This window comes from Neorhizobium sp. 05N33, from assembly GCF_056397445.1.
Genome location: NZ_JBFTNK010000001.1, coordinates 422,738 through 442,018 on the forward strand (window position 1 = coordinate 422,738; position 19,281 = coordinate 442,018).

A 19,281-nucleotide genomic window follows, 5' to 3' on the forward strand; every position below is an offset into this window, starting at 1 on the left:
ATCAGTTCAGGGCGCGCGACCGAAGCCGCCGCCGCCCGGCGTTTGCAGGAACAGGCTGTCGCCACGGTTCATGTGGATATTGGTGATCGAGATGTCGTATTCGGTCACAGTGCCGTCGGCAGTGCCGAATTTCAGCCGCGCAACCTCGCCCTGTCCGCCGCCGAAGACCCCGTCGGCTGGAGTACGCAGTCCCTCGCAGGAAGCGTTGGCGCGTATGCCATCCGTCATGGCGACGACCTCGCGGACGATGCCCATGCCGCCCGTAGTGTGCCCCTCGCCGCCCGACCCGTCGGCGAGCGCATAACGACGGACCATCAGCGGATATTCGATCTCGAGTGCTTCGGCCGGCAGGTTCGACGTGTTGGTGATGTGAACCTGAATGCCGTTCATGCCATCATGATCGAGGCTTGCGCCGGCACCACCGCCGACCGTTTCGAGATAAACGAAGCTGCCCTCACGGGTCTTGTGTGGCCCGAAGAAGATCATCGTCGCATTCATGTCGGCGGAAGAAGCGAACACCTTTTCCCGGGGCAGAACGTCGGAGAAGGCCTGGAAGATGGCGCGCACTACCCGCTGGCAACTCGTCGAGCGGATGCCGACGGCGGCGGGAAACTTCGGCCGTACCAGCGTGCCCTCCTCGGTAATGATGGAGACCGGCAACGCCATGCCTTCATTCGGCGGAAGCGACGGGTCCAGAAGCGCCTTGATGGTGTAATAGCAGGTGGCGTCGAGGGCGGTCTTGGGAATGTTGACCGCGCCTCGCGCCTGACTGTCGGTGCCTGTGAAGTCGAAGGTGATCTCCTCACCTTCCACTTTGATGGCGACCTGGATACGGCAGGGATCGAAACCAACGCCATCGCCGTCGATGAAGGCTTCGCCTTTGTAGACGCCGTCAGGCATTTCCTTGATGCGCTTGCGCAGCCGGCTTTCCGAATACGCGATCAGGTCCTCGATCGCCTTCTCGACCGTGGCGATGCCGAATTGGTCGGCAAGGGCCACGAGCTTCCGCTGCCCAATTTCGTTGGTGGCTATCTGCACCTTGAGATCGAGGATGCGCTCCAGCGGATCCCGGCTGTTGGTGCTGATGAGTTTGACGATCTGCTCATCGAGCACGCCCTCGCGCGCGATCTTCAGCACGGGAATACGCAGGCCTTCGGCAAAGATGCTGGTCTGGCTCGGATCGCAGGAGCCGGGCACGCCGCCTCCGACGTCGGAATGGTGACCCAGATTAGCGGCGAAGAAGCAAAGGCGGCCTTGATAAAAGACGGGCGTGAGGATGGAGATATCCGGCGTATGCGAGCCGCCCGCCAGATATGGATCATTGCAGATGAACGCATCGCCCGGCTTGATGTCCTCGAGCCTGTAGTTCTCGAGTACGGCCGCTACGCCGCCCTGCAGCGACCCCAGATGCACCGGGATGTGCGATGCCTGGACGACCAGGCGTCCTTTACCATCGAACAGGCCAACGGAGCAGTCCTTGCGTTCCTTGATGTTGGTGGAGAAGGACGAACGTACGAGGCTGAGCCCCATCTCGTCTGTGATCGACATGAACCGGTTGGAATAGACCTCCATTTCGATGGTGTCGAACTCGCGCGCTGGTTTGACGTGCTGCTGCATCACGCACGGTCCTTCACAAAGCTGAGGATGATGTTGCCATAGGCGTCGACGACGCCGGTCTGATCGGGAAGCACATAGGCGGTCGAGGTGAGTTCCTCAATAATGGCTGGGCCGGTGAATTTTTCCCTCTGCGGCATCAGCGTGCGCTTGTAGACTGGCACAATTTTCCAGCCGCCTTCGGGGCCGACATACACATCGCGCTCGCCAACCCTGGCATCCGCCATGGTGCCGGAAGCGCTTTCCACCGTCTGCAGCGGTCGACCAGCGTGGCCGATCGCCTGGACACGCAGGTTGACGATCTCGACCGGGTGATTGTCCAGTGCGTAACCGTAGACCACGCGGTGGGCGTCGGCGAAACGAGCCGCGAAATCCTCCGCGCTCGACAGGATGCCTTCGACACGAATTTCGTGGTTCTGGCCCGCATAGCGCGCTTCGGCGATATGCTGCAACACGCGCTTGTCGTCGGGGATGGTCTCCGCCTCGAGCCATTCCCTGGCCTGCTTCTCAAGATCTGCGACGGCTGTCGTGATCTCGCTCCAACCTTCGCCCTGTGCCCGCTTGATCTGAGTGGAGACGAAATCGCGGGTGACGTCGGAAAGGAGAACGCCGCGGGCGCACATGGTGCCGGGCGATTCCGGGATGATGACGGTATTGAGACCGGTTTCGGCCGCAACCAGCGAGGCATGCAGGGGGCCTGCGCCGCCGAAGGCCATCAGCGCGAACTGCTTGAGATCGTGGCCCTTGTCCATCGACACGGCGCGAATGGCGCGCGCCATATTGGCGACGGCGATCCGAATGATGCCCCAGGCAGTGTCTTCGACGCTGCGACCGATCTTTTCGGCCACTGCGCTGATCACACTCAGCGCTGCCTCGCGATCGACGGGCATGGCGCCATCAAGCAGCGTAATCGGGTTCAGGCGCTGCAGGACGATGTTGGCATCCGTGATCGTGGCATCCGTTCCGCCCTTGCCGTAAGCGGCCGGACCCGGAACCGCCGCCGCGCTCTGCGGGCCGACCTTCAGGCCGCCGGCATCGTCAAGCCATGCGATGGAGCCGCCGCCTGCCCCGATGACGCTGACATCGACCATCGCGCAACGGATGGAATAGCCGGCCACGTCACGGTCGGCCGAATAGGCGGGCTTGCCGCCGGCGATGAGAGCGACGTCGGTAGAGGTGCCGCCCACGTCATAGGTAATGATGTCGGGAAAGGATGCCGCCTTGCCGACGAGCGCTGCACCGACGACACCGGCCGCTGGACCCGACAGGCAGGTCCGCACCGGGTAGTTGCGCGCCGTCTCGGTGGACATCAAGCCGCCATTGGAATGGATGGTATAAGGCTTGGCATCGATGCCGGCCTGGCGCGATCGTTTCATGAAGCGATCGAGATAGCCGTCCATGCGCGGCATCAGATAGGCGTTCATCACCGTGGTGGAGAAGCGCTCGTATTCGCGGAACTCCGGCAATACGTCGCTCGACAGGCTGACGAAGACATCCGGCAGATGCTTGCTGACAATCTCGGCTGCGCGCCGCTCGTGAGCGGCATTGCGATACGAATGGAGGAAGCCGATGGCGATGGCTTCGACGCCCTCTGCCCTGAAACGTTTTGCAGCGTCTTCCACGCCGGCTTCATCGAGAGGAACGATGACTTCGCCGTCGGGACCGAGGCGCTCGGCGACTTCCAGGCGCAACGGCCGCACGACCAGCGGATCGGGCTTGCGGACGCTCATGTCGAACAGGTCGGGGCGGGTCTGGCGACCAATTTCAAGAACGTCCCGGAAGCCTTCGGTGGTGAGGAGGCCCGTCTTGCCGCCGCGACGCTCGATGACCATGTTCGTGGCAACCGTCGTGCCATGACCGAAATGGACGACGTCGGAGGCTCTCAGGCCGCGTCCTTCGAGGCTGGTGATGCCGATCTCGATTGCCTCGGAGGGATCATGCGGTGTCGAGGACACCTTGAAGTGGCGCATGCCGCCCGTTTCGTCGTCGAGTACGGTGAAATCCGTGAAGGTTCCGCCGACATCGATGCCAACCCTGATGTTGCCCATGATGATCTTCGTGCTTGGGCGTCGGCTCCCGCGTCCGCCTGTCCTGTAATGATCAGCAATCTAAAAAGGCATGGCGCATCTTGTAAAATTCAATTATTCGAGCTTTCCATTCCCTTTTGGAATACTCTGGAGAAATCCATCATGCGCCGGATCAAGTTGCGCCATCTCGACACCCTGGCCGCCTTCATGAAAACAGGCTCCGTCACGGAGGCGGCGCTTGTGCTGCACACGACGCAGCCCAACGCGAGCAAGTCGTTGAAGCAGCTTGAGGATTTTGCCGGCGTCAAACTGTTCGAGCGCAGCGCCGGCCGGCTGCGTCCGACGCCCGAGGCGGAGCTGCTTTTTGCGCATGCGACGCTGCTGATGGACGAGCTGATGCTGTTCGAGAATCTGTCTCTCGACCTCACCACCATGTCGCAGGGCTATGTGAATATCGGCATACTTTCGGCGTTCAGCACCGCGCTGATCCCGATGGCTGTCGAGCGTTTCAACAATCTATACCCCGGAATCCAGGTCCAGGTGGACCTTCTCGACTCCGACAAGATCCACACCTATGTCAGTCGCGGAAACTACGATTTCGGCTTGGTGCATCATCCCGAGCATGAGGCCGACCTGATGACGCAGACACTCAAGACCTCTTCCATGGTCTGCATCATGCCGACCGATCACGAGCTTGCGAAACATCGCATCATCCTCGCCAGCGACATCGCCGACCAGCCGTTCGTGACCTATCCGCGCTCGGTCCCGTTTGGCGCGGCGATCTTCCGATCCCTTTCCGACGAAGGCGTACGACCTTCGAACAGCCTGATCTCGAACCAGAGCCAGCTTATCCGGCGCCTCGTCGAGCGGGGGCGCGGAGTGGCCCTCGTCGATCATTTCTCGGTTTGGGACGCCAATGAGTTCGACCACATCGCCGTGCGCCAGTTCGAGCCCCGCATCCCGGTTTCCGTCGGAATGATCATCCCCAAACGCCGGCCCCTATCGCTTGCCGCACAGACGTTCGTTGGGACGTTGAAGGAGGTGCTGGAGCAAGGTCCAGGATAGGGAGTTGTGGTGCTGAGGCGACGTTTTGAGCCAAACGTGCAAATTCCCATGCCGCGGAAAACCCCACGGCAGGTCCAACGGTCTCCGATGGCGCTTGTGATTTCCGTTGGAGGCTGAGCTAACGCAAGGAGAGACGGCGCCTGCCGTGATCGTGGGCGGGATAGCCAGATGGGCCGCCCGAGGCAAGGGCGTGCCAACACAGAAAAAAAAGCATTGATAGCTACCAGCGCTGACGGGCGCCTCGGTCAGGGTCGTTACCGCAACCGGCTCAGGTCCACCGGACGATTGTTGATGATGGCTTCCATGGAGAAGAAACCGGTGACCGTCGCAAGGTCGAAATTGGTGATCAGCTTCTGGTAAAATGCGTCGTAGCCGGACATGCCTCTGGTCACGACCTTGATCAGATAGTCCCAGTCCCCGCCGATCCGGTAGAAATCGATGACCTCGGGAAGACGCTCGACATGGCTGCGAAAACCGTCGATCCATTCTTTGGAATGATGGCGGGTGCGGATCATCACGAAGACGGTGAGATCCAGCCCCAGCGCGCTGAGGTCGATATCGCTGTGTGAACCGCGGATCATGCCGATCGTCTGGAGCCGCTGAAGCCGCCGCCAGCAAGCGTTTTGCGACAGGCCGACCTTCTCCGCCAGATCCCGCTGCGAAAGGCTGGCGTCTTTTTGCAAAACGGTGAGGATTTTCAGATCAAACACATCGATCTTTGCTGTAGATTCGATCATACGACACAACCTGGGGGGAAATTCGCATAAAATAGGTGAGTTCTTCGAGACTGAAGCAGAATACAATCGCTGTCAACTTCGAGACTGAAGAGGATGACAGCGAGATGACCGTGCAAGCCATTCGTCGTGAAACCAATCAGGCCTTCACGCCTCTTGCTCATTTTCGCAAGTCCCTCAACCATCCCGGGCTGATCGCCGATCTTCGCGACGATCTCGTTGGCGCGACGGCACAGATCGAAGGTCCGTATGGCGTGAAGAACCTGGTCTATGCGGATTATGTCGCCTCCGGCCGGGCGTTGCGCGCGATCGAACACTTCGTGATGGACGAAGTCCTGCCCTATTACGCCAACAGCCATACGGAAGCTTCCTATTGCGGCGGCTTCATGACCCGGATGCGGCGGGAAGCGCGGTCGCTGATCGCCGAATTCTGTGGCGCGACCGAAGAGCATGCCGTCATCTTCACCGGCTCCGGCGCGACGTCCGGCCTCAATCGCCTCGTCAAACTGTTCGGCGTCACAGAAGCGGTCGCGGCAGGGAAAACCGTCCGGGTCATCATCGGACCCTATGAACACCACTCGAACATCCTCCCCTGGCGCGAAAGCGGCGCGGAAATCGTCGAGCTCTCCGAGTGTCCGTCCGGCGGCCCCGATCTGTCCCTTCTCGACAAGGCACTACGCGACGGATCGCCGGACCTGACGGTCTGCACATTGTCTGCCGGATCGAACATCACGGGGATTACCAGCGATGTCGCCGTGATTACCAGAATGGTCAAAGCCGCGGGCGCAAGGATGATCTGGGACTATGCGGGCGCCGGTCCCTATGTGCCGATTTCCATGTCGCCTGGTGCGGATGCACAGATCGACGCCATCGTCATTTCGCCGCATAAGTTCATCGGCGGTCCTGGTGCTTCGGGCATCCTTATCGTCCGTCGCGAGGGCGTGGCGACGAACAAACCTTCTTGGCCGGGCGGCGGCACGGTGAAGTTCGTCTCGCCGGAGACCCACGATTACAGCAGCAGCCTGGAAGCGCGCGAGGAAGCGGGCACGCCGAACGTCGTCGGTGACATCCGTGCCGCTCTCGCCTTCATCGTCAAACACGCAATCGGCCTTGAGGAGATGGATAGGCGCAACCGAGAACTGACGCGGCAGGCATTTGCCGCGTGGAGGCAGGTGCCGCAACTGGAATTGCTCGGATTGCCCGGCACGGATCGGCTGCCGATCTTTTCCTTTCGCATTCGCAACGGCAAGGGCGGTTATGTCCATCAGCAGCTTGTCACGCGCATGCTGAGCGACCGCTTCGGCATTCAGGCGCGCGGCGGCTGTGCCTGCGCCGGACCTTACGTGCACCGGCTGTTGTCAATCGATGCCAAGCAATCCGAAGAGATGCGCCAGGCCATTCTCGCCGGCGACGAAATCAGGAAGCCGGGTTTCACGCGGTTGAACTTCAGTGTCCTGCTTTCGGATGAAAAAATACGGTTCATCATCGAGTCCGTGGCGCAGCTTGCGGCAGACGCGCCGATGTTCGAAGCCGACTACGATTTCGACCCGGCACGAGCGATCTTCTTTCCGCGCATGGAGACCGAAGAGGGCCTGACCTATGCACAAGCCTGATGTTGCCGCTTTCTACGATGCGCGGACGGGCAGCATTCAATATGTCGTATCAGACCCGGCGGCGCGCAAATGCGCTATCATCGACCCGGTCCTCGATTTCGACGAGAAATCCGGCTCCACCGCCACGGTGAATGCCGACGCGATCCTCGACCACGTCGCCTCTCGCGGGCTGACGGTGGAATGGATCCTCGACACGCATCCGCACGCCGATCATTTCTCGGCAGCACGTTACCTCAAGGCGAGGACCGGCGCGCCGACCGCGATCGGCGAGCATGTGGTGGCGGTGCAGAAAATCTGGCGACAGATCTACAACTGGCCGGATCTCGCCTGCGACGGCTCCCAATGGGACCGGCTGTTGCGGGACGGAGAGACCTTCGCGATCGGCGAGCTCGAAGCACGGGTGATGTATTCGCCCGGACACACACTCGCCTCGATCACCTATGTCGTCGGCGATGCCGCCTTCATTCATGATACGCTGTTCATGCCCGACACCGGCTCCGCCCGCGCCGATTTCCCCGGCGGTAGCGCCGCTAACCTCTGGACGTCGATCCAGGCAATCCTGTCGCTGCCCGACGAAACTCGCCTCTTCACCGGCCATGACTACCGGCAGGGTGGCCGCGAAGCCTTATGGCAAAGTTCGGTCGCGCAGCAGAAGGCCAACAACCCGCATGTCGCCGGCAGGTCGCAGCTGGATTTTGTCGACCTGAGAGAGGCCCGCGACAGGACCTTGCCGATGCCGAAGCTGATCCTGCACGCGCTGCAGGTAAATATTCGCGGCGGCGAACTGCCGCCGGCCGAAGACAACGGGTGCCGTTACCTGAAGATTCCGCTCGACGCGTTTCCCCATTCGGTCTGGAATTGACGGCTGCATGGACGGATCAATCGAGCAGGTCCTGCTTGCGATCGGCTCAGGATCGCTGATCGGTTTCACCCTCGGCCTGATCGGCGGAGGCGGCTCAATCCTCGCGACACCGCTGCTGATCTATGTCGTTGGCGTCAAGGACGTGCATACTGCGATCGGCACCGGCGCGCTCGCCGTCTCCGTCAATGCCTATCTCAATCTCGTGGGCCATGCGGTTCGCGGCCATGTCTGGTGGCGATGCGCCTTGATCTTCACCATCGCCGGGTCGCTCGGCGCCTATTTCGGCTCCAGTCTCGGCAAGGTCGTCGAGGGCCAGGACCTTCTCTTCATGTTCGGACTGCTGATGATGTTCGTCAGCTTCGTCATGAGCAAGACACGCAGCCAGATCGGCATTACGCCGCAATCCCTGACGGTCCGCACCCATGGAAAGACCAGCCTGGTTGCCTTGCTGACCGGCCTCTGTTCCGGTTTCTTCGGCATCGGCGGTGGCTTCCTGATCGTGCCGGGACTGCTGTTCTCTACCGGCATGCCGCTGATCAACGCGGTCGGTTCGTCTCTCCTCGCGGTCGGCACGTTCGGCCTCACGACAGCGGCCAACTACGCCTTGTCCGGACTGGTGGACTGGCAGGTCGCGGGATATTTCATTGCCGGCGGCGTCGGCGGCGGGACGCTCGGCACCATAACCGCTACGCGGCTCTCTACGCATCGCAATACGCTGGCGCAGATCTTCCGATGGATCATCTTTTCCGTCAGCCTCTATGTGCTGTGGCGAAGCTACGCTGCACTGCCTTGGACAAGATGATCGCAAAACCTCAGGCGGCGGGCAATTGTGGAAGCGAGACGTAGCGAGCATATGACAAAAGGGCCCCGATCGATCGGAGCCCTTCACCGCGAACGGCCTATTTGAGTTCCCGATTGGGAACCGTTTACATCATGCCGCCCATGCCGCCCATGTCAGGCATGCCGCCGCCGGCAGCATCCTTCTTCGGCAGATCGGCGATCATGGCTTCCGTCGTCACCAGCAGACCGGCAACCGAAGCCGCGTTCTGCAGAGCCGTGCGAACCACCTTGACCGGATCGACGATGCCCATGGCGATCATGTCGCCAAATTCGCCGGTCTGGGCGTTGTAGCCATAGTTGTCGGTATCGCTTTCCAGGATTTTGCCAACCACGATCGAACCTTCGTCACCGGCATTCTCGGCAATCTGACGAACCAGCGACTGCAGGGCCTTGCGGATGATGCTGATCCCGGCATTCTGATCCTCATTCTCGCCCTTGATGTTCAGAAGGATAGAGGCGCGAAGAAGGGCTGTCCCCCCGCCAGGCACGATACCTTCTTCGACCGCTGCACGCGTCGCGTTGAGGGCGTCGTCGATACGGTCCTTCTTTTCCTTGACTTCGACTTCCGTCGAGCCGCCGACGCGGATCACGGCGACGCCGCCGGCCAGCTTGGCCAGACGCTCCTGCAGCTTTTCGCGGTCGTAGTCCGAAGTGGTTTCCTCGATCTGAGCCTTGATCTGGCCGATGCGTCCGTCAATATCCGCCTTGGTGCCCGCACCATCGACGACAGTGGTGTTCTCCTTGGTGATCGAGACCTTCTTGGCGCGGCCGAGCATCTCGAGCGTGACGTTTTCGAGCTTGATGCCGAGGTCTTCGGAGATGACAGTGCCGCCGGTCAGGATCGCCAGATCCTCCAGCATGGCCTTGCGGCGATCGCCGAAGCCCGGAGCCTTGACGGCAGCGATCTTGAGGCCGCCACGCAGCTTGTTGACGACGAGCGTCGCAAGAGCTTCGCCTTCGACGTCTTCGGAAATGATCAGCAGCGGTTTGCCGCTCTGGACGACGGCTTCCAGGATAGGCAGCATGGCCTGCAGGTTGGAGAGCTTCTTTTCGTGCAGCAGCACATACGCATCTTCCAGCTCAGCCACCATCTTTTCGGCGTTGGTGACGAAATAGGGCGACAGGTAACCCCGGTCGAACTGCATGCCTTCGACGACTTCGAGCTCGGTTTCGGCGGTCTTGGCTTCTTCGACGGTGATCACGCCCTCATTGCCGACCTTTTGCATCGCGTCGGCAATATACTGGCCTATTTCCTTCTCGCCATTGGCCGAGATGGTGCCGACCTGGGCGATCTCTTCCGATGTGTTGATCTTCTTTGCCTTGGCAAGCAGGTCCTTGACGACGGCGGTGACAGCAAGATCGATGCCGCGCTTCAGGTCCATCGGGTTCATGCCGGCAGCAACAGCCTTGCCGCCTTCGCGAACGATCGCCTGGGCAAGAACGGTAGCAGTCGTGGTGCCGTCGCCGGCGACGTCGTTGGTCTTCGAAGCGACTTCGCGGACCATCTGGGCGCCCATGTTTTCGAACTTGTCGTCAAGTTCGATTTCCTTGGCGACGGCAACACCGTCCTTGGTGATGCGCGGTGCGCCGTAGGATTTGTCGATCACCACGTTGCGGCCCTTCGGACCGAGCGTGACCTTGACTGCATCGGCAAGAATGTCGACGCCGCGCAGCAGCTTTTCGCGTGCATCACGGCCGAATTTGATCTGTTTGGCAGACATGGCAATAACTCCCGGGCCATTGGCCCCATAGTCGTCATCAAAAGGAAATAAAGAAGCGCCCGAAAATCAGGCGATGACGCCCATGACGTCTGCTTCCTTCATGATCAACAGGTCTTCGCCGTTGAACTTGATCTCGGTGCCGGACCATTTGCCGAACAGGATGCGGTCGCCAGCCTTGACGTCGAGGGGAACGATCTTGCCGCTCTCGTCACGTGCTCCGGTGCCGACGGCGACGATTTCGCCTTCCTGCGGCTTTTCCTTGGCGGTATCGGGAATGATGATCCCGCCTTTGGTCTTGGCTTCAGCCTCGATGCGGCGCACGACGACGCGGTCGTGCAACGGCCGAAAAATGGTATTATTCATTTGGGTTCCTTGGCGAGAGCGCAGCCCAATGGCGGGTTCCCGATCGGATATCCTTAGCACTCTTATGCTGAGAGTGCTAGAGCGATTCGTGCCTTAGTTGTGATCCGCCATCCGTGGCACCTCCCTTTGTCGGAGGTACACGCCGCTGCCACCGAGACTACCGCAGATCCCTTGCCACGCCCCTAGCAGAAGCCGTTGAGCTTGAGGATCTTATGGGCGTCAATCGACGCCCGAAGCTCGTCCTCAGAGTTGCGCTCTCCATGGTTTGCGTCCGGATGGTGCATCTTGAGCCTCTGCTTGTAGCGGCTTCTGATCTCCTCCGGTGTCGCATCCGGCGAAAGATCGAGGGTCTCGAAAGCCTTGGCCTCCAATACCTTGAGCTTGCGTCGCTGAAGATCCACCTGCGCCGCCTGGCGTTCTGCAGCGCTTTTACGTGCGTTCGTTGCCTTTGCAGAACCGGAGCGAGCCGTCGAGGGGAGCGGCATTTCCGACGCGCGATTGATACCAGTACCCCAAGTCGGGCGGCTGCCGTTTGCCGCTTCCGTCTGATAGCGCCTAATTAAAGGGTCAGACAGATTTGGCGCAAAGTTATAACCTTTGCCGTATTCCCTTACATGCTCGGGACAGAACAGCAGATACAGCCCTTCAGCATCTCGCCCGACGGGAGCGCGATGGGTGCCATTCTTTTCGCATCCGTCCCATTGGCATTTCGCACGGCTTGGTTCGTGGTCCGGGGCCGGTTTTTTGCGGGTCGACCGCAGGCCAACAAATATCTTTGAATCAGACGTCATCGCGCCTTATACGACCGGCCAATCCTCTCGGCAACGAATATGGATCGCCCAGCCGCATAGATTTTCGAACTGGGGGATCGCCGGATGCCGTCGAAGCGCATGAAAGCAGGGATTAGGGCCATTTCAGCCGCATGATGTTCTCCGACTCGATCCTGCAGATTGCGGATTAGCGAAAACGGGCGGCGGACAGCGCGGATAGATCGATGGCACATTGGCGCCCAGCGATCAGGCCTGCAACAAGCGCGCCGCTGACCGGTCCGGCTGCAAGGCCGACGTGACCGTGGCCAAACGCGTGAACGATGTCTTCGGAAGACTTCGAAAAACCGATCACCGGAAGGCCGTCCGCAGTCGAGGGCCGATGCCCCATCCACCGATCGATATTCTTGCCTTCGGATAGATCCGATAGTGCCGGATAGGTTCCTCTGGCGTGTTTCAGCAGGATTTCGGCGCGGGTCCAGTCCGGTCTTTCTTCAACACTTGCCAGTTCGACCTGCCCGGCGATACGAAGCCCGGCAAGAGTCGGATTGTTGCCCATCTTGCCGTCGCTCGGCATGATCGGCATCTCCCCCTCCGCCAAATGATAGGGAATGACGACGTGGTAACCGCGCTCGCTCTGCATCGGGATCGCGTCGCCGGTCAACGCCGCAAGCTTTTTTGAGTGTATGCCGGCAGCGATGACGGCCTTGTCGCACGTCACGGTGCCCGCCTCTGTCCGGATACCGGAAAGCCGGTTGCCGGTAAGATCGAAACCGGTCGCCCTCGCGTTGATACGCTGGGCGCCGAGACCCACCGCATGATCGACCATCGCTGCGACATAGCCTCCCGGATCCACGCAATGACCACCATCTTCGACGAAGGCAGCAAAGGAATAGCGGGATGAAAGATTCGGCTCGAGTTCATGCAATTCTGCCGAAGATAGTTCTCGATAGGAAACGCCGTTGTCGCGTCGCAGGCGCCACGCAAAAGTCTCTGCCTCGAAAGCCGCGCGATCCTGATACACGTAGAGCAGGCCCTTGCGCCGGATGAGATCCGACCGTCCGATTTTCTCGGCCAGAGCCGCATGCCGTGATGGGGCATCGTGCAGGAGGCTCGCCAGAATTTGCGCGGTCCGTTCGACCTTGGCTTCCGTCGAACCGGCCAGCACGAAGCGCAGCAGCCAGGGCGCGAGGCGCACCAGATGCCGCCAGCGGATGGTCAGTGGTCCGGAAGGGTCGGCAAGATAGCCGGGCACCTTCCTCCAGAGGCCTGGCATCGACATCGGGATGATCGAGGCAGGGCTCAGCCAGCCGCTGTTGCCATAACTTGCGGCGTGGCGCCCGCCGGGTTGTTCCGGTTCGACGATGGTGACCTCGTGCCCGTCTTTCAACAACTCGAGTGCCGTCGCTGCGCCGACGATACCCGCTCCAATGACCACTACATGCATGGTGTTTCACTCTGCGTGTCCAGAATAAGCCGGTTCATTCCTGAAATGCCTCTTCGCGGACGGCCTTGATCTTCGGCAGTGCGACCGCGAGGATGGCGAGCACAGCAAGGACAAGCAGACCCGCCGAAATCGGACGATCGACAAAAATGCCCGGATTACCGCGGGCAAGGAACATCGCTCTACGGAAATTTTCCTCCATCATCGGCCCGAGAATGAGGCCCATCACCAGTGGTGCCGGATCGCAATCAAGCTTGGCGAAGATGTAGCCGGCGACGCCGAAGGCTCCAAGCAGCCAAAGATCGAAGACCGAGTTGCTGAGCGAGAATGCGCCAATCGAGCAGAACACCACGATAGCCGGAAAGAGATAGTGGAAAGGCATCGTCAGCAAGCGGGTCCAGATGCCGATCAGTGGCAGGTTCAAGACCAGCAGCATGAGGTTGCCGACCCACATCGACACAATGACGCCCCAGAACACGTCGGGATGTTCGGAAATCAGCGTCGGCCCGGGTGCGATACCTTGCATGATCAGGGCGCCGAACATCAAGGCCATGACGGCGTTGGCCGGTAGGCCGAGCGTGAGCAGCGGGACGAACGAGGTCTGCGCACCGGCATTGTTGGCGCTCTCGGGCGATGCAACGCCTTCGATCGCACCACCGCCGAAACCTTCGGGCGGATTGGCAACGCGCTTCTCTATGGCATAGGCGGCGAAGGCAGCGAGAAGCGCGCCTCCACCCGGCAGAAGTCCCAGCACGGAACCGATCCCGGTGCCGCGAAGGATCGGCGCAACCATCCGGCGCCAGTCTTCCCGCGACGGGATCATCGAGAAGAATGGTGCGTTGATGGCCGTGCGGCTTTCCGGGTTCTCCAGATCCTTGATCAACTCGCCGATGCCGAATAATCCCATCGCCACCACGACAAAATTGATACCGCTCGACATCTCTTCAAAACCGAGCGTGAAGCGCGGCACGGCAGTTTGCACATCCTGGCCGACAAGGCCGACCAGAATGCCGATGAAGACCATGGCAAGTGCCTTCGGCAGCGATCCGCGCGAAAGCACGACCGAGGCGACAAGCCCGAGGATCATCAGGGAGAAGTACTCCGCGGGGCCGAACAGCAATCCAATTTCGGCAAGCGAGGGCGCGAACAATGCCAGCAATAGCGTGGCGACGGTACCGGCAAAAAAGGAGCCGATCGCCGCCGTCGACAATGCCACGCCCGCTCGTCCGTTGCGGGCCATCTTGTAGCCGTCGATCGCTGTAACAACGGACGATGCTTCACCGGGCAGATTGAGAAGGATGGCCGTTGTCGAACCGCCATATTGCGCACCGTAATAGATGCCTGCCATCATGATCAGCGACGTCACCGGTTCAAGTCCGATGGTGAAAGGCAGGAGGATGGCCATTGTGGCGGCGGGCCCGAGGCCCGGCAGGACGCCGACAAGGGTCCCGAGCAGCGTGCCGATCAGGCACCAGAACAGGTTCGTCGGCAGGATTGCCTGGTCAAAGCCGAGTAGCAGCGCGTTCAGCGTGTCCATGTGATCGTCCTAAAGCCCGAACCAGGGACCAATGATGGCAACCGGCATGCCAAGCCCCTTGACGAAGGCCAGGCTGCAAGCCGTGCCGAGCCCGAGCCCGTACAACATCGATTTCACCGGCCGCAAAGGGCGCGACGCCAACGAGGAGATGACGCAGCAACAGAAGACCGCCGGCAGCAACCCTCCTCCACGAATGACCAGCCCAAACACCACTATCGCTGCAATGATGAACGTGACCTTCGATGAATAAAGGCCCGGCGGCTCTTCACCGGCGTCATGTTTCTCGGCCGTGAAGGCGACGATAAGGCCCATGGCAATCAGCGCCGAGGCGACCAGGCCCGGAAATGCACCCGGACCGATTTTGCGCCAGGTACCATAGGAGAGATCGAGACTGCTCAACAGAAAAGCGGCGCCGATCAATACGAACACGAGCCCTGCGATCAATTGCGGATTGAGACGTGAGGTCATGGGCATTCCTTTCCGTGAGCGTCATTCAATCGCGGGTCGGGGACCAGATCCGGCGGGCGGTAGGCTCGCACCTGCGGCGGTGTGCCGATGAAACGGGAAATCTCGACAAGGCATGAGTTCGGGCTTGGCCCCTGCGTGAGGCGGGAGGTTCCATGATCCGGCGTCAGGACATTCGGATTGCCGTTCAGTTCCAGCGAACCCGGCGTCGAGGGATCCGCCGGATCGAACCAGGCGCCCGTCGCCAACTGCACGACGCCGGGCATGACGGCATCGGTGATGGCAACGACCGCCAGGCATGCACCGCGGGTGTTGGAAATGGTCACCACCTCGCCTTGCGCCAGTCCGCGAGCCGCGGCGTCGTCGGGATGAATGCGCACCGGCTGGCGGCCGCCGCTTTTGGTCCGGCGCGACGGTGCCGCATGGTCCCACTGGCTGTGTAGCTTGTCATGCGGCTGGCAGGACAGGAGATGCAGTGGATAGACGTCCGCCAGTTTGCCCCCCAGCCATTCGGCCGGTTCCGCCCACGCCGGATGGCCAGAGCAATCGACATAGTCGAAGCCGGCAATGAGTTCCGAGGAAAGCTCGATCAGACCGGACGGCGTGTGCAGCGGATGGGCAACCGGATCGGCGCGAAACGCAGCAAGCAAAGGCCTGTCGGCGTCTTGGCTTTCCACCTCGATCAGTCCCACATTCCGAAACGTCGAAAAATCAGGCAGGGAAATGTCGCCTGACGCGGCGTTCGCCTGCGCGTCGGCATAAAGCTTCTCCAGCCATTCGGATTCGCTCAATCCACCGGTGAATGCCGCTTCAGTCCCCAGCTTTGCCGCAACGCGACGCAGGATCTCGTGATCCGAGAATACGTCCGCAGGTGGCGCCGTCGTGTGTGTCGAATATCCGAGAAAACCGTCGCGGCCGCTGGCAACCAGATCGTCGCGCTCCAGGAATGTCGAGGCCGGCAGCACGATGTCGGCATGCCGGGCGTGGGCATTCCACCAATGCTCGTGAACGATGATCGTTTCAGGCTTCTGCCAAGCTTCAACCAGTCGATTGAGATCCTGATGATGGTGAAAGGGATTGCCGCCAGCCCAATAGATCAGCCTTATGTCCGGATAGATCCGTTTTTTGCCGTCATGGTCGTATTCCGCTCCCGGCGAAAGCAGCATGTCGGCAATTCGGGCGACCGGAATGTAGTCGGAAATCGCATTCTGCCCTTGCGGTAGCGACGGCCATTTCACGGCCGGCGCCGGCTGGCCGATGCCCGATACGGATGCATAACCGAAACCAAATCCTCCGCCAGGCAAACCGATGCGACCGAGCAGCGATGCCACCGCGATTGCCGCCCAATAGGCCTGTTCGCCATGGTCGGCGCGTTGCAGCGCCCATGCCATCATGATGAAGGTTTTTCGCGAGGCCATGGTCCGGGCAAGGGTGAGGATGTCCTGCGCTTCAAGACCCGTAATGCCGGCTGCCCAGGCGACATCCTTGATGACGCCGTCCGCCTTGCCAAACAGATAATCCTGCAATGTCTCGAAGCCAACGGTGTAGCGTCCGATGAACCCCGCGTCGTAACGATCCTCCTTTATCAGCACATGGGCGATGGCCAGCAGCAGGGCGACGTCCGTCCCGGGCCTGAGAGACATCCACTGGGCATCGAGCTCGCCGGCGGCGTCATCCCGGACGGGTCCGACGTTGATGAAATGGGCGCCGGCCTCCTTGCAATCAAGCAGACCCTGGCGGGTTTCATGCCGCGAAACGCCGCCGGCATTGACCTGAGCGTTGCGAAGCGGCGTGCCGCCGAACATCACGATCAGATCCGCATGGCCGACGATCTGGCTCCATGGGCTATGGCCGGTAATCAGCCCATCGGTGGAGCCGATGACGTGCGGCAGGATGATTTCGCCAGCGGCATAACTGTAGCTCTGGACGGAACGAACGGAACCGCCGTTCATGTTGAAAAACCGTTTCAGCTGGCTTTGCGCATGATGAAATCGCCCGGCGCTCGACCAGCCGTAGGAGCCGGAAAAAATCGCGCCGTTGCCGTGCTCGTCCCTGACGCGGCGAATTTCGCCGGCGACCAGTTCGAGTGCTTCATCCCAGGAAACTTCGACAAATGCCTCGGCTCCCCGCCGGCCGGCACGATTACCCGGTCCCTTTTCAAGGAAGGATCGCCTAACCGCTGGCCTGAGGATGCGGCACGGCGCGAGCCTGTCGGCTGGAAGCTCCCCGCCGAATTGAACGGGATCGGGATCGCCCGCCATCGGACGAATGGCGCCGTCCAAGCCATCATGGCTGTAGAACCCCCAATGGGTACCGACATGGCGCCGGCCTGCCGAAGGCTCCGAATATTGCGTGGTTTTCGGAGCCTTCGTCATCTTCATTCTACCTTGATGCCGGCTGTCTTGACGATCTTGCTGTAACGCTGTGTCTCGTCAACCACGAAGGCCTTCAGATCGGCGCTGTTCTTGTACATCGGCTCGAAGCCGAAGACCGTCAGCTTGTCCTTGAATTCGGCGGAGGTGACAACGTCCTGAAGGACCTTGCCGAGATATTCCCCCGCTTTTGGATCAAGATTTTTCGGCGCCCAGACACCGTACCAGGAGAGCATTTCCAAGGCAGGCATGCCGCTCTCGGCAACGGTCGGGACATCCGGTGCTAGGGGCGAGCGGGTCAGGCTGGTCACCGCAAGCGGCTTCAGCCGGCCTGCCTTGACGTGCGGCAGGGACGACAGGATCGGATCGGCGATCAGTTGCACCTGGCCGCCAATCATGTCGGTAAGTGCCGGACCGGCTCCCTTGTAGGTAACCACTTCAGTATCGACGCCAGCTTCGCCCTTCAGCACTTCCACAGCCAAATGACCAGCCGAGCCATAACCCGACGTGGCGAAGTTGTAGGAATCCGGAGCCGCCTTCACCTCGGCGAAGAATTCCTTCAGCGTGTTCGCCTTGTCCGACGGATTGGTGGTGATCAGCAGAGGGCCAGCCGCGATGCCGCTGATGTGCGTGAAGTCGTTGACGACATCGAAAGGCACGTTCTTGTTGATCAGCGGCGTGACCACATGGATCGACGCATTCAGCAGCAGGGTGTAGCCATCCGGAGCAGCCTTGACCACATCGGACGAACCGACCACCCCGCCGGCACCGCCCGCACGGTTATCGACCACGAAGGTCTTGCCGGTCTTGACCGAAAGCGTGGCGGCCAGAACGCGTGCGACGCCATCGACTGCACCGCCCGGCGGATAAGGCACGACAATGGACACAGGCCGGCTGGGATAGTCGTCCGCCTTGGCGAGGCCGGCCACCGACAGCGTCATCGATAGAGAAAGCAATACTGTTCCGAAGCGGTTCATGATGGATTCCTTCTGGCTCCAAGAGGATGTATGCAGTCGAAAGTCATTGTATGCATCGCGGATTCTTCGCGGCGAGCAGCAATCCGCTCCTGCCGTCAGAACGTTCCGGGATATTGCCCGCCATCGATCAGCAGGTTCTGAGCGGTGACGAAGCCGGCATTCGCCGAGCAGAGGAAGGCAATGTAGGCGCCGACTTCTTCGGGGCGTCCGTAGCGGCCAGCCGGATTCTGTGCCGCACGGGCGGCCCAGATTTCGTCGAAAGAGCGACCGCTTTCCTGAGCAAGTACCTCGACATGCTGGCGCTGGCCATCCGAAGCGACAATGCCCGGGAGCATATTGTTGATCGTCACATTGTGGGCGATCGTCTGCCGGGCCAGGCCCGCGACGAAACCGACGAGGCCGGAGCGTGCCGCATTCGACATGCCAAGCTCGGCCTGGGCGATCTTGACGCTCCGCGACACGATGTTGACGATACGGCCGAACTCGCGCTCCATCATTCCGTCGACAGTCAGACGCATCATGTCGATCGGTGTCAGCATCATCCGATCGATGCCCCGCAACCAGTCCTCACGAGACCAGTTGCGGAAATCACCGGGCAGTTCGCCATCGGCGTTGTTGACCAGGATGTCCGGTTTTGGGCAGACGGACAGAACGGCTTCACGACCGGCAAGCGTGGTAATATCGCCAACCACGGCGGTGACGCGGGCGCCGGTAGCCGCTCGGATTTCCGCGGCTGTCGCCTGTAGTGTTTCGGGCGTGCGAGCGATGATGGTCAGATCCACATTCTCCCGCGCGAGAGCCATTGCGGCGGCCTTGCCCATGCCCCGGCTTGCGCCGGTAACGATAGCATTTCGACCGGAAATCCCGAGATCCATCGGCC

At 60.8% G+C, this 19,281-nt stretch carries 16 protein-coding genes; 4 read left to right on the forward strand and 12 right to left on the reverse strand.

The window, feature by feature from the left end; translation table 11 throughout:
* Positions 1 to 6: 6 nt before the first annotated feature.
* Together AC1DLT_RS02060 and AC1DLT_RS02065 are read right to left on the reverse strand one after the other, a co-directional pair.
* The gene (locus tag AC1DLT_RS02060) at positions 7 to 1,617 is read right to left on the reverse strand and encodes a hydantoinase B/oxoprolinase family protein (RefSeq protein ID WP_477485740.1); all 1,611 of its coding nucleotides are present in this window, start codon (positions 1,615 to 1,617) and stop codon (positions 7 to 9) included.
* A complete protein-coding gene (locus AC1DLT_RS02065) occupies positions 1,617 to 3,662 on the reverse strand; it encodes a hydantoinase/oxoprolinase family protein (RefSeq protein WP_477485741.1) in 2,046 nt (681 codons plus the stop codon). The genes AC1DLT_RS02060 and AC1DLT_RS02065 overlap by 1 nt, the downstream gene beginning before the upstream one ends.
* On the opposite strand from AC1DLT_RS02065, the gene AC1DLT_RS02070 reads away from it, so the two are divergent.
* Positions 3,576 to 4,706 carry a LysR family transcriptional regulator gene (locus AC1DLT_RS02070; protein WP_477485742.1) on the forward strand — a complete coding sequence of 377 codons (1,131 nt, stop codon included), beginning with the start codon at positions 3,576 to 3,578 and terminating at the stop codon, positions 4,704 to 4,706. The two genes, AC1DLT_RS02065 and AC1DLT_RS02070, sit on opposite strands and share 87 nt — an antisense overlap.
* A 254-nt stretch (positions 4,707 to 4,960) precedes the next feature.
* Here the strand turns inward: AC1DLT_RS02070 and AC1DLT_RS02075 are convergent, their stop codons facing one another.
* Entirely contained in the window at positions 4,961 to 5,443 is a 483-nt protein-coding gene (locus AC1DLT_RS02075; protein WP_247135104.1) for an Lrp/AsnC family transcriptional regulator, read from the reverse strand.
* Positions 5,444 to 5,478: 35 nt separating this feature from the next.
* Here AC1DLT_RS02075 and AC1DLT_RS02080 point away from each other — a divergent pair, with 35 nt between their 5' ends.
* Genes AC1DLT_RS02080 through AC1DLT_RS02090 form a run of 3 tightly spaced genes read left to right on the forward strand, consistent with a single transcriptional unit; the run spans position 5,479 to position 8,717 of the window.
* The gene (locus AC1DLT_RS02080) at positions 5,479 to 7,053 is read left to right on the forward strand and encodes an aminotransferase class V-fold PLP-dependent enzyme (protein ID WP_477485743.1); all 1,575 of its coding nucleotides are present in this window, start codon (positions 5,479 to 5,481) and stop codon (positions 7,051 to 7,053) included.
* A complete protein-coding gene (locus tag AC1DLT_RS02085; RefSeq protein WP_477485744.1) occupies positions 7,040 to 7,915 on the forward strand; it encodes an MBL fold metallo-hydrolase in 876 nt (291 codons plus the stop codon). The genes AC1DLT_RS02080 and AC1DLT_RS02085 overlap by 14 nt, the downstream gene beginning before the upstream one ends.
* Before the next feature lie 7 nt (positions 7,916 to 7,922).
* Positions 7,923 to 8,717: a sulfite exporter TauE/SafE family protein gene (locus tag AC1DLT_RS02090; RefSeq protein ID WP_247032489.1), complete on the forward strand. Its 795-nt coding sequence runs from the start codon at positions 7,923 to 7,925 to the stop codon at positions 8,715 to 8,717.
* Between the two features lie 124 nt (positions 8,718 to 8,841).
* Here the strand turns inward: AC1DLT_RS02090 and groL are convergent, their stop codons facing one another.
* The 9 genes from groL to AC1DLT_RS02135 form a co-directional block, all read right to left on the reverse strand.
* Positions 8,842 to 10,476, reverse strand: a complete 1,635-nt coding sequence (gene groL / locus AC1DLT_RS02095; protein WP_247032495.1) for a chaperonin GroEL — start codon at positions 10,474 to 10,476, stop codon at positions 8,842 to 8,844.
* A gap of 66 nt (positions 10,477 to 10,542) precedes the next feature.
* Complete coding sequence (groES, locus tag AC1DLT_RS02100; RefSeq protein WP_040125314.1) at positions 10,543 to 10,839, reverse strand: co-chaperone GroES; 297 nt, start codon at positions 10,837 to 10,839, stop codon at positions 10,543 to 10,545.
* 182 nt (positions 10,840 to 11,021) lie between these two features.
* Complete coding sequence (locus tag AC1DLT_RS02105; protein WP_040125316.1) at positions 11,022 to 11,630, reverse strand: J domain-containing protein; 609 nt, start codon at positions 11,628 to 11,630, stop codon at positions 11,022 to 11,024.
* 166 nt (positions 11,631 to 11,796) lie between these two features.
* On the reverse strand, positions 11,797 to 13,053 hold the full coding sequence (locus AC1DLT_RS02110) for an NAD(P)/FAD-dependent oxidoreductase (RefSeq protein ID WP_477485745.1): 1,257 nt from the start codon (positions 13,051 to 13,053) through the stop codon (positions 11,797 to 11,799).
* A gap of 34 nt (positions 13,054 to 13,087) precedes the next feature.
* Positions 13,088 to 14,587, reverse strand: a complete 1,500-nt coding sequence (locus AC1DLT_RS02115) for a tripartite tricarboxylate transporter permease (protein WP_247135109.1) — start codon at positions 14,585 to 14,587, stop codon at positions 13,088 to 13,090.
* A 9-nt stretch (positions 14,588 to 14,596) separates the two neighbouring features.
* Positions 14,597 to 15,055, reverse strand: coding sequence for a tripartite tricarboxylate transporter TctB family protein (locus AC1DLT_RS02120; RefSeq protein ID WP_477485746.1), 459 nt, complete (start codon positions 15,053 to 15,055; stop codon positions 14,597 to 14,599).
* On the reverse strand, positions 15,052 to 17,427 hold the full coding sequence (locus tag AC1DLT_RS02125) for a molybdopterin-dependent oxidoreductase (protein ID WP_477485747.1): 2,376 nt from the start codon (positions 17,425 to 17,427) through the stop codon (positions 15,052 to 15,054). The genes AC1DLT_RS02120 and AC1DLT_RS02125 overlap by 4 nt, the downstream gene beginning before the upstream one ends.
* Before the next feature lie 2 nt (positions 17,428 to 17,429).
* Complete coding sequence (locus AC1DLT_RS02130) at positions 17,430 to 18,401, reverse strand: Bug family tripartite tricarboxylate transporter substrate binding protein (RefSeq protein ID WP_477485748.1); 972 nt, start codon at positions 18,399 to 18,401, stop codon at positions 17,430 to 17,432.
* Between the two features lie 95 nt (positions 18,402 to 18,496).
* Positions 18,497 to 19,276: an SDR family NAD(P)-dependent oxidoreductase gene (locus AC1DLT_RS02135; protein WP_477485749.1), complete on the reverse strand. Its 780-nt coding sequence runs from the start codon at positions 19,274 to 19,276 to the stop codon at positions 18,497 to 18,499.
* Between the last annotated feature and the right edge of the window lie 5 nt (positions 19,277 to 19,281).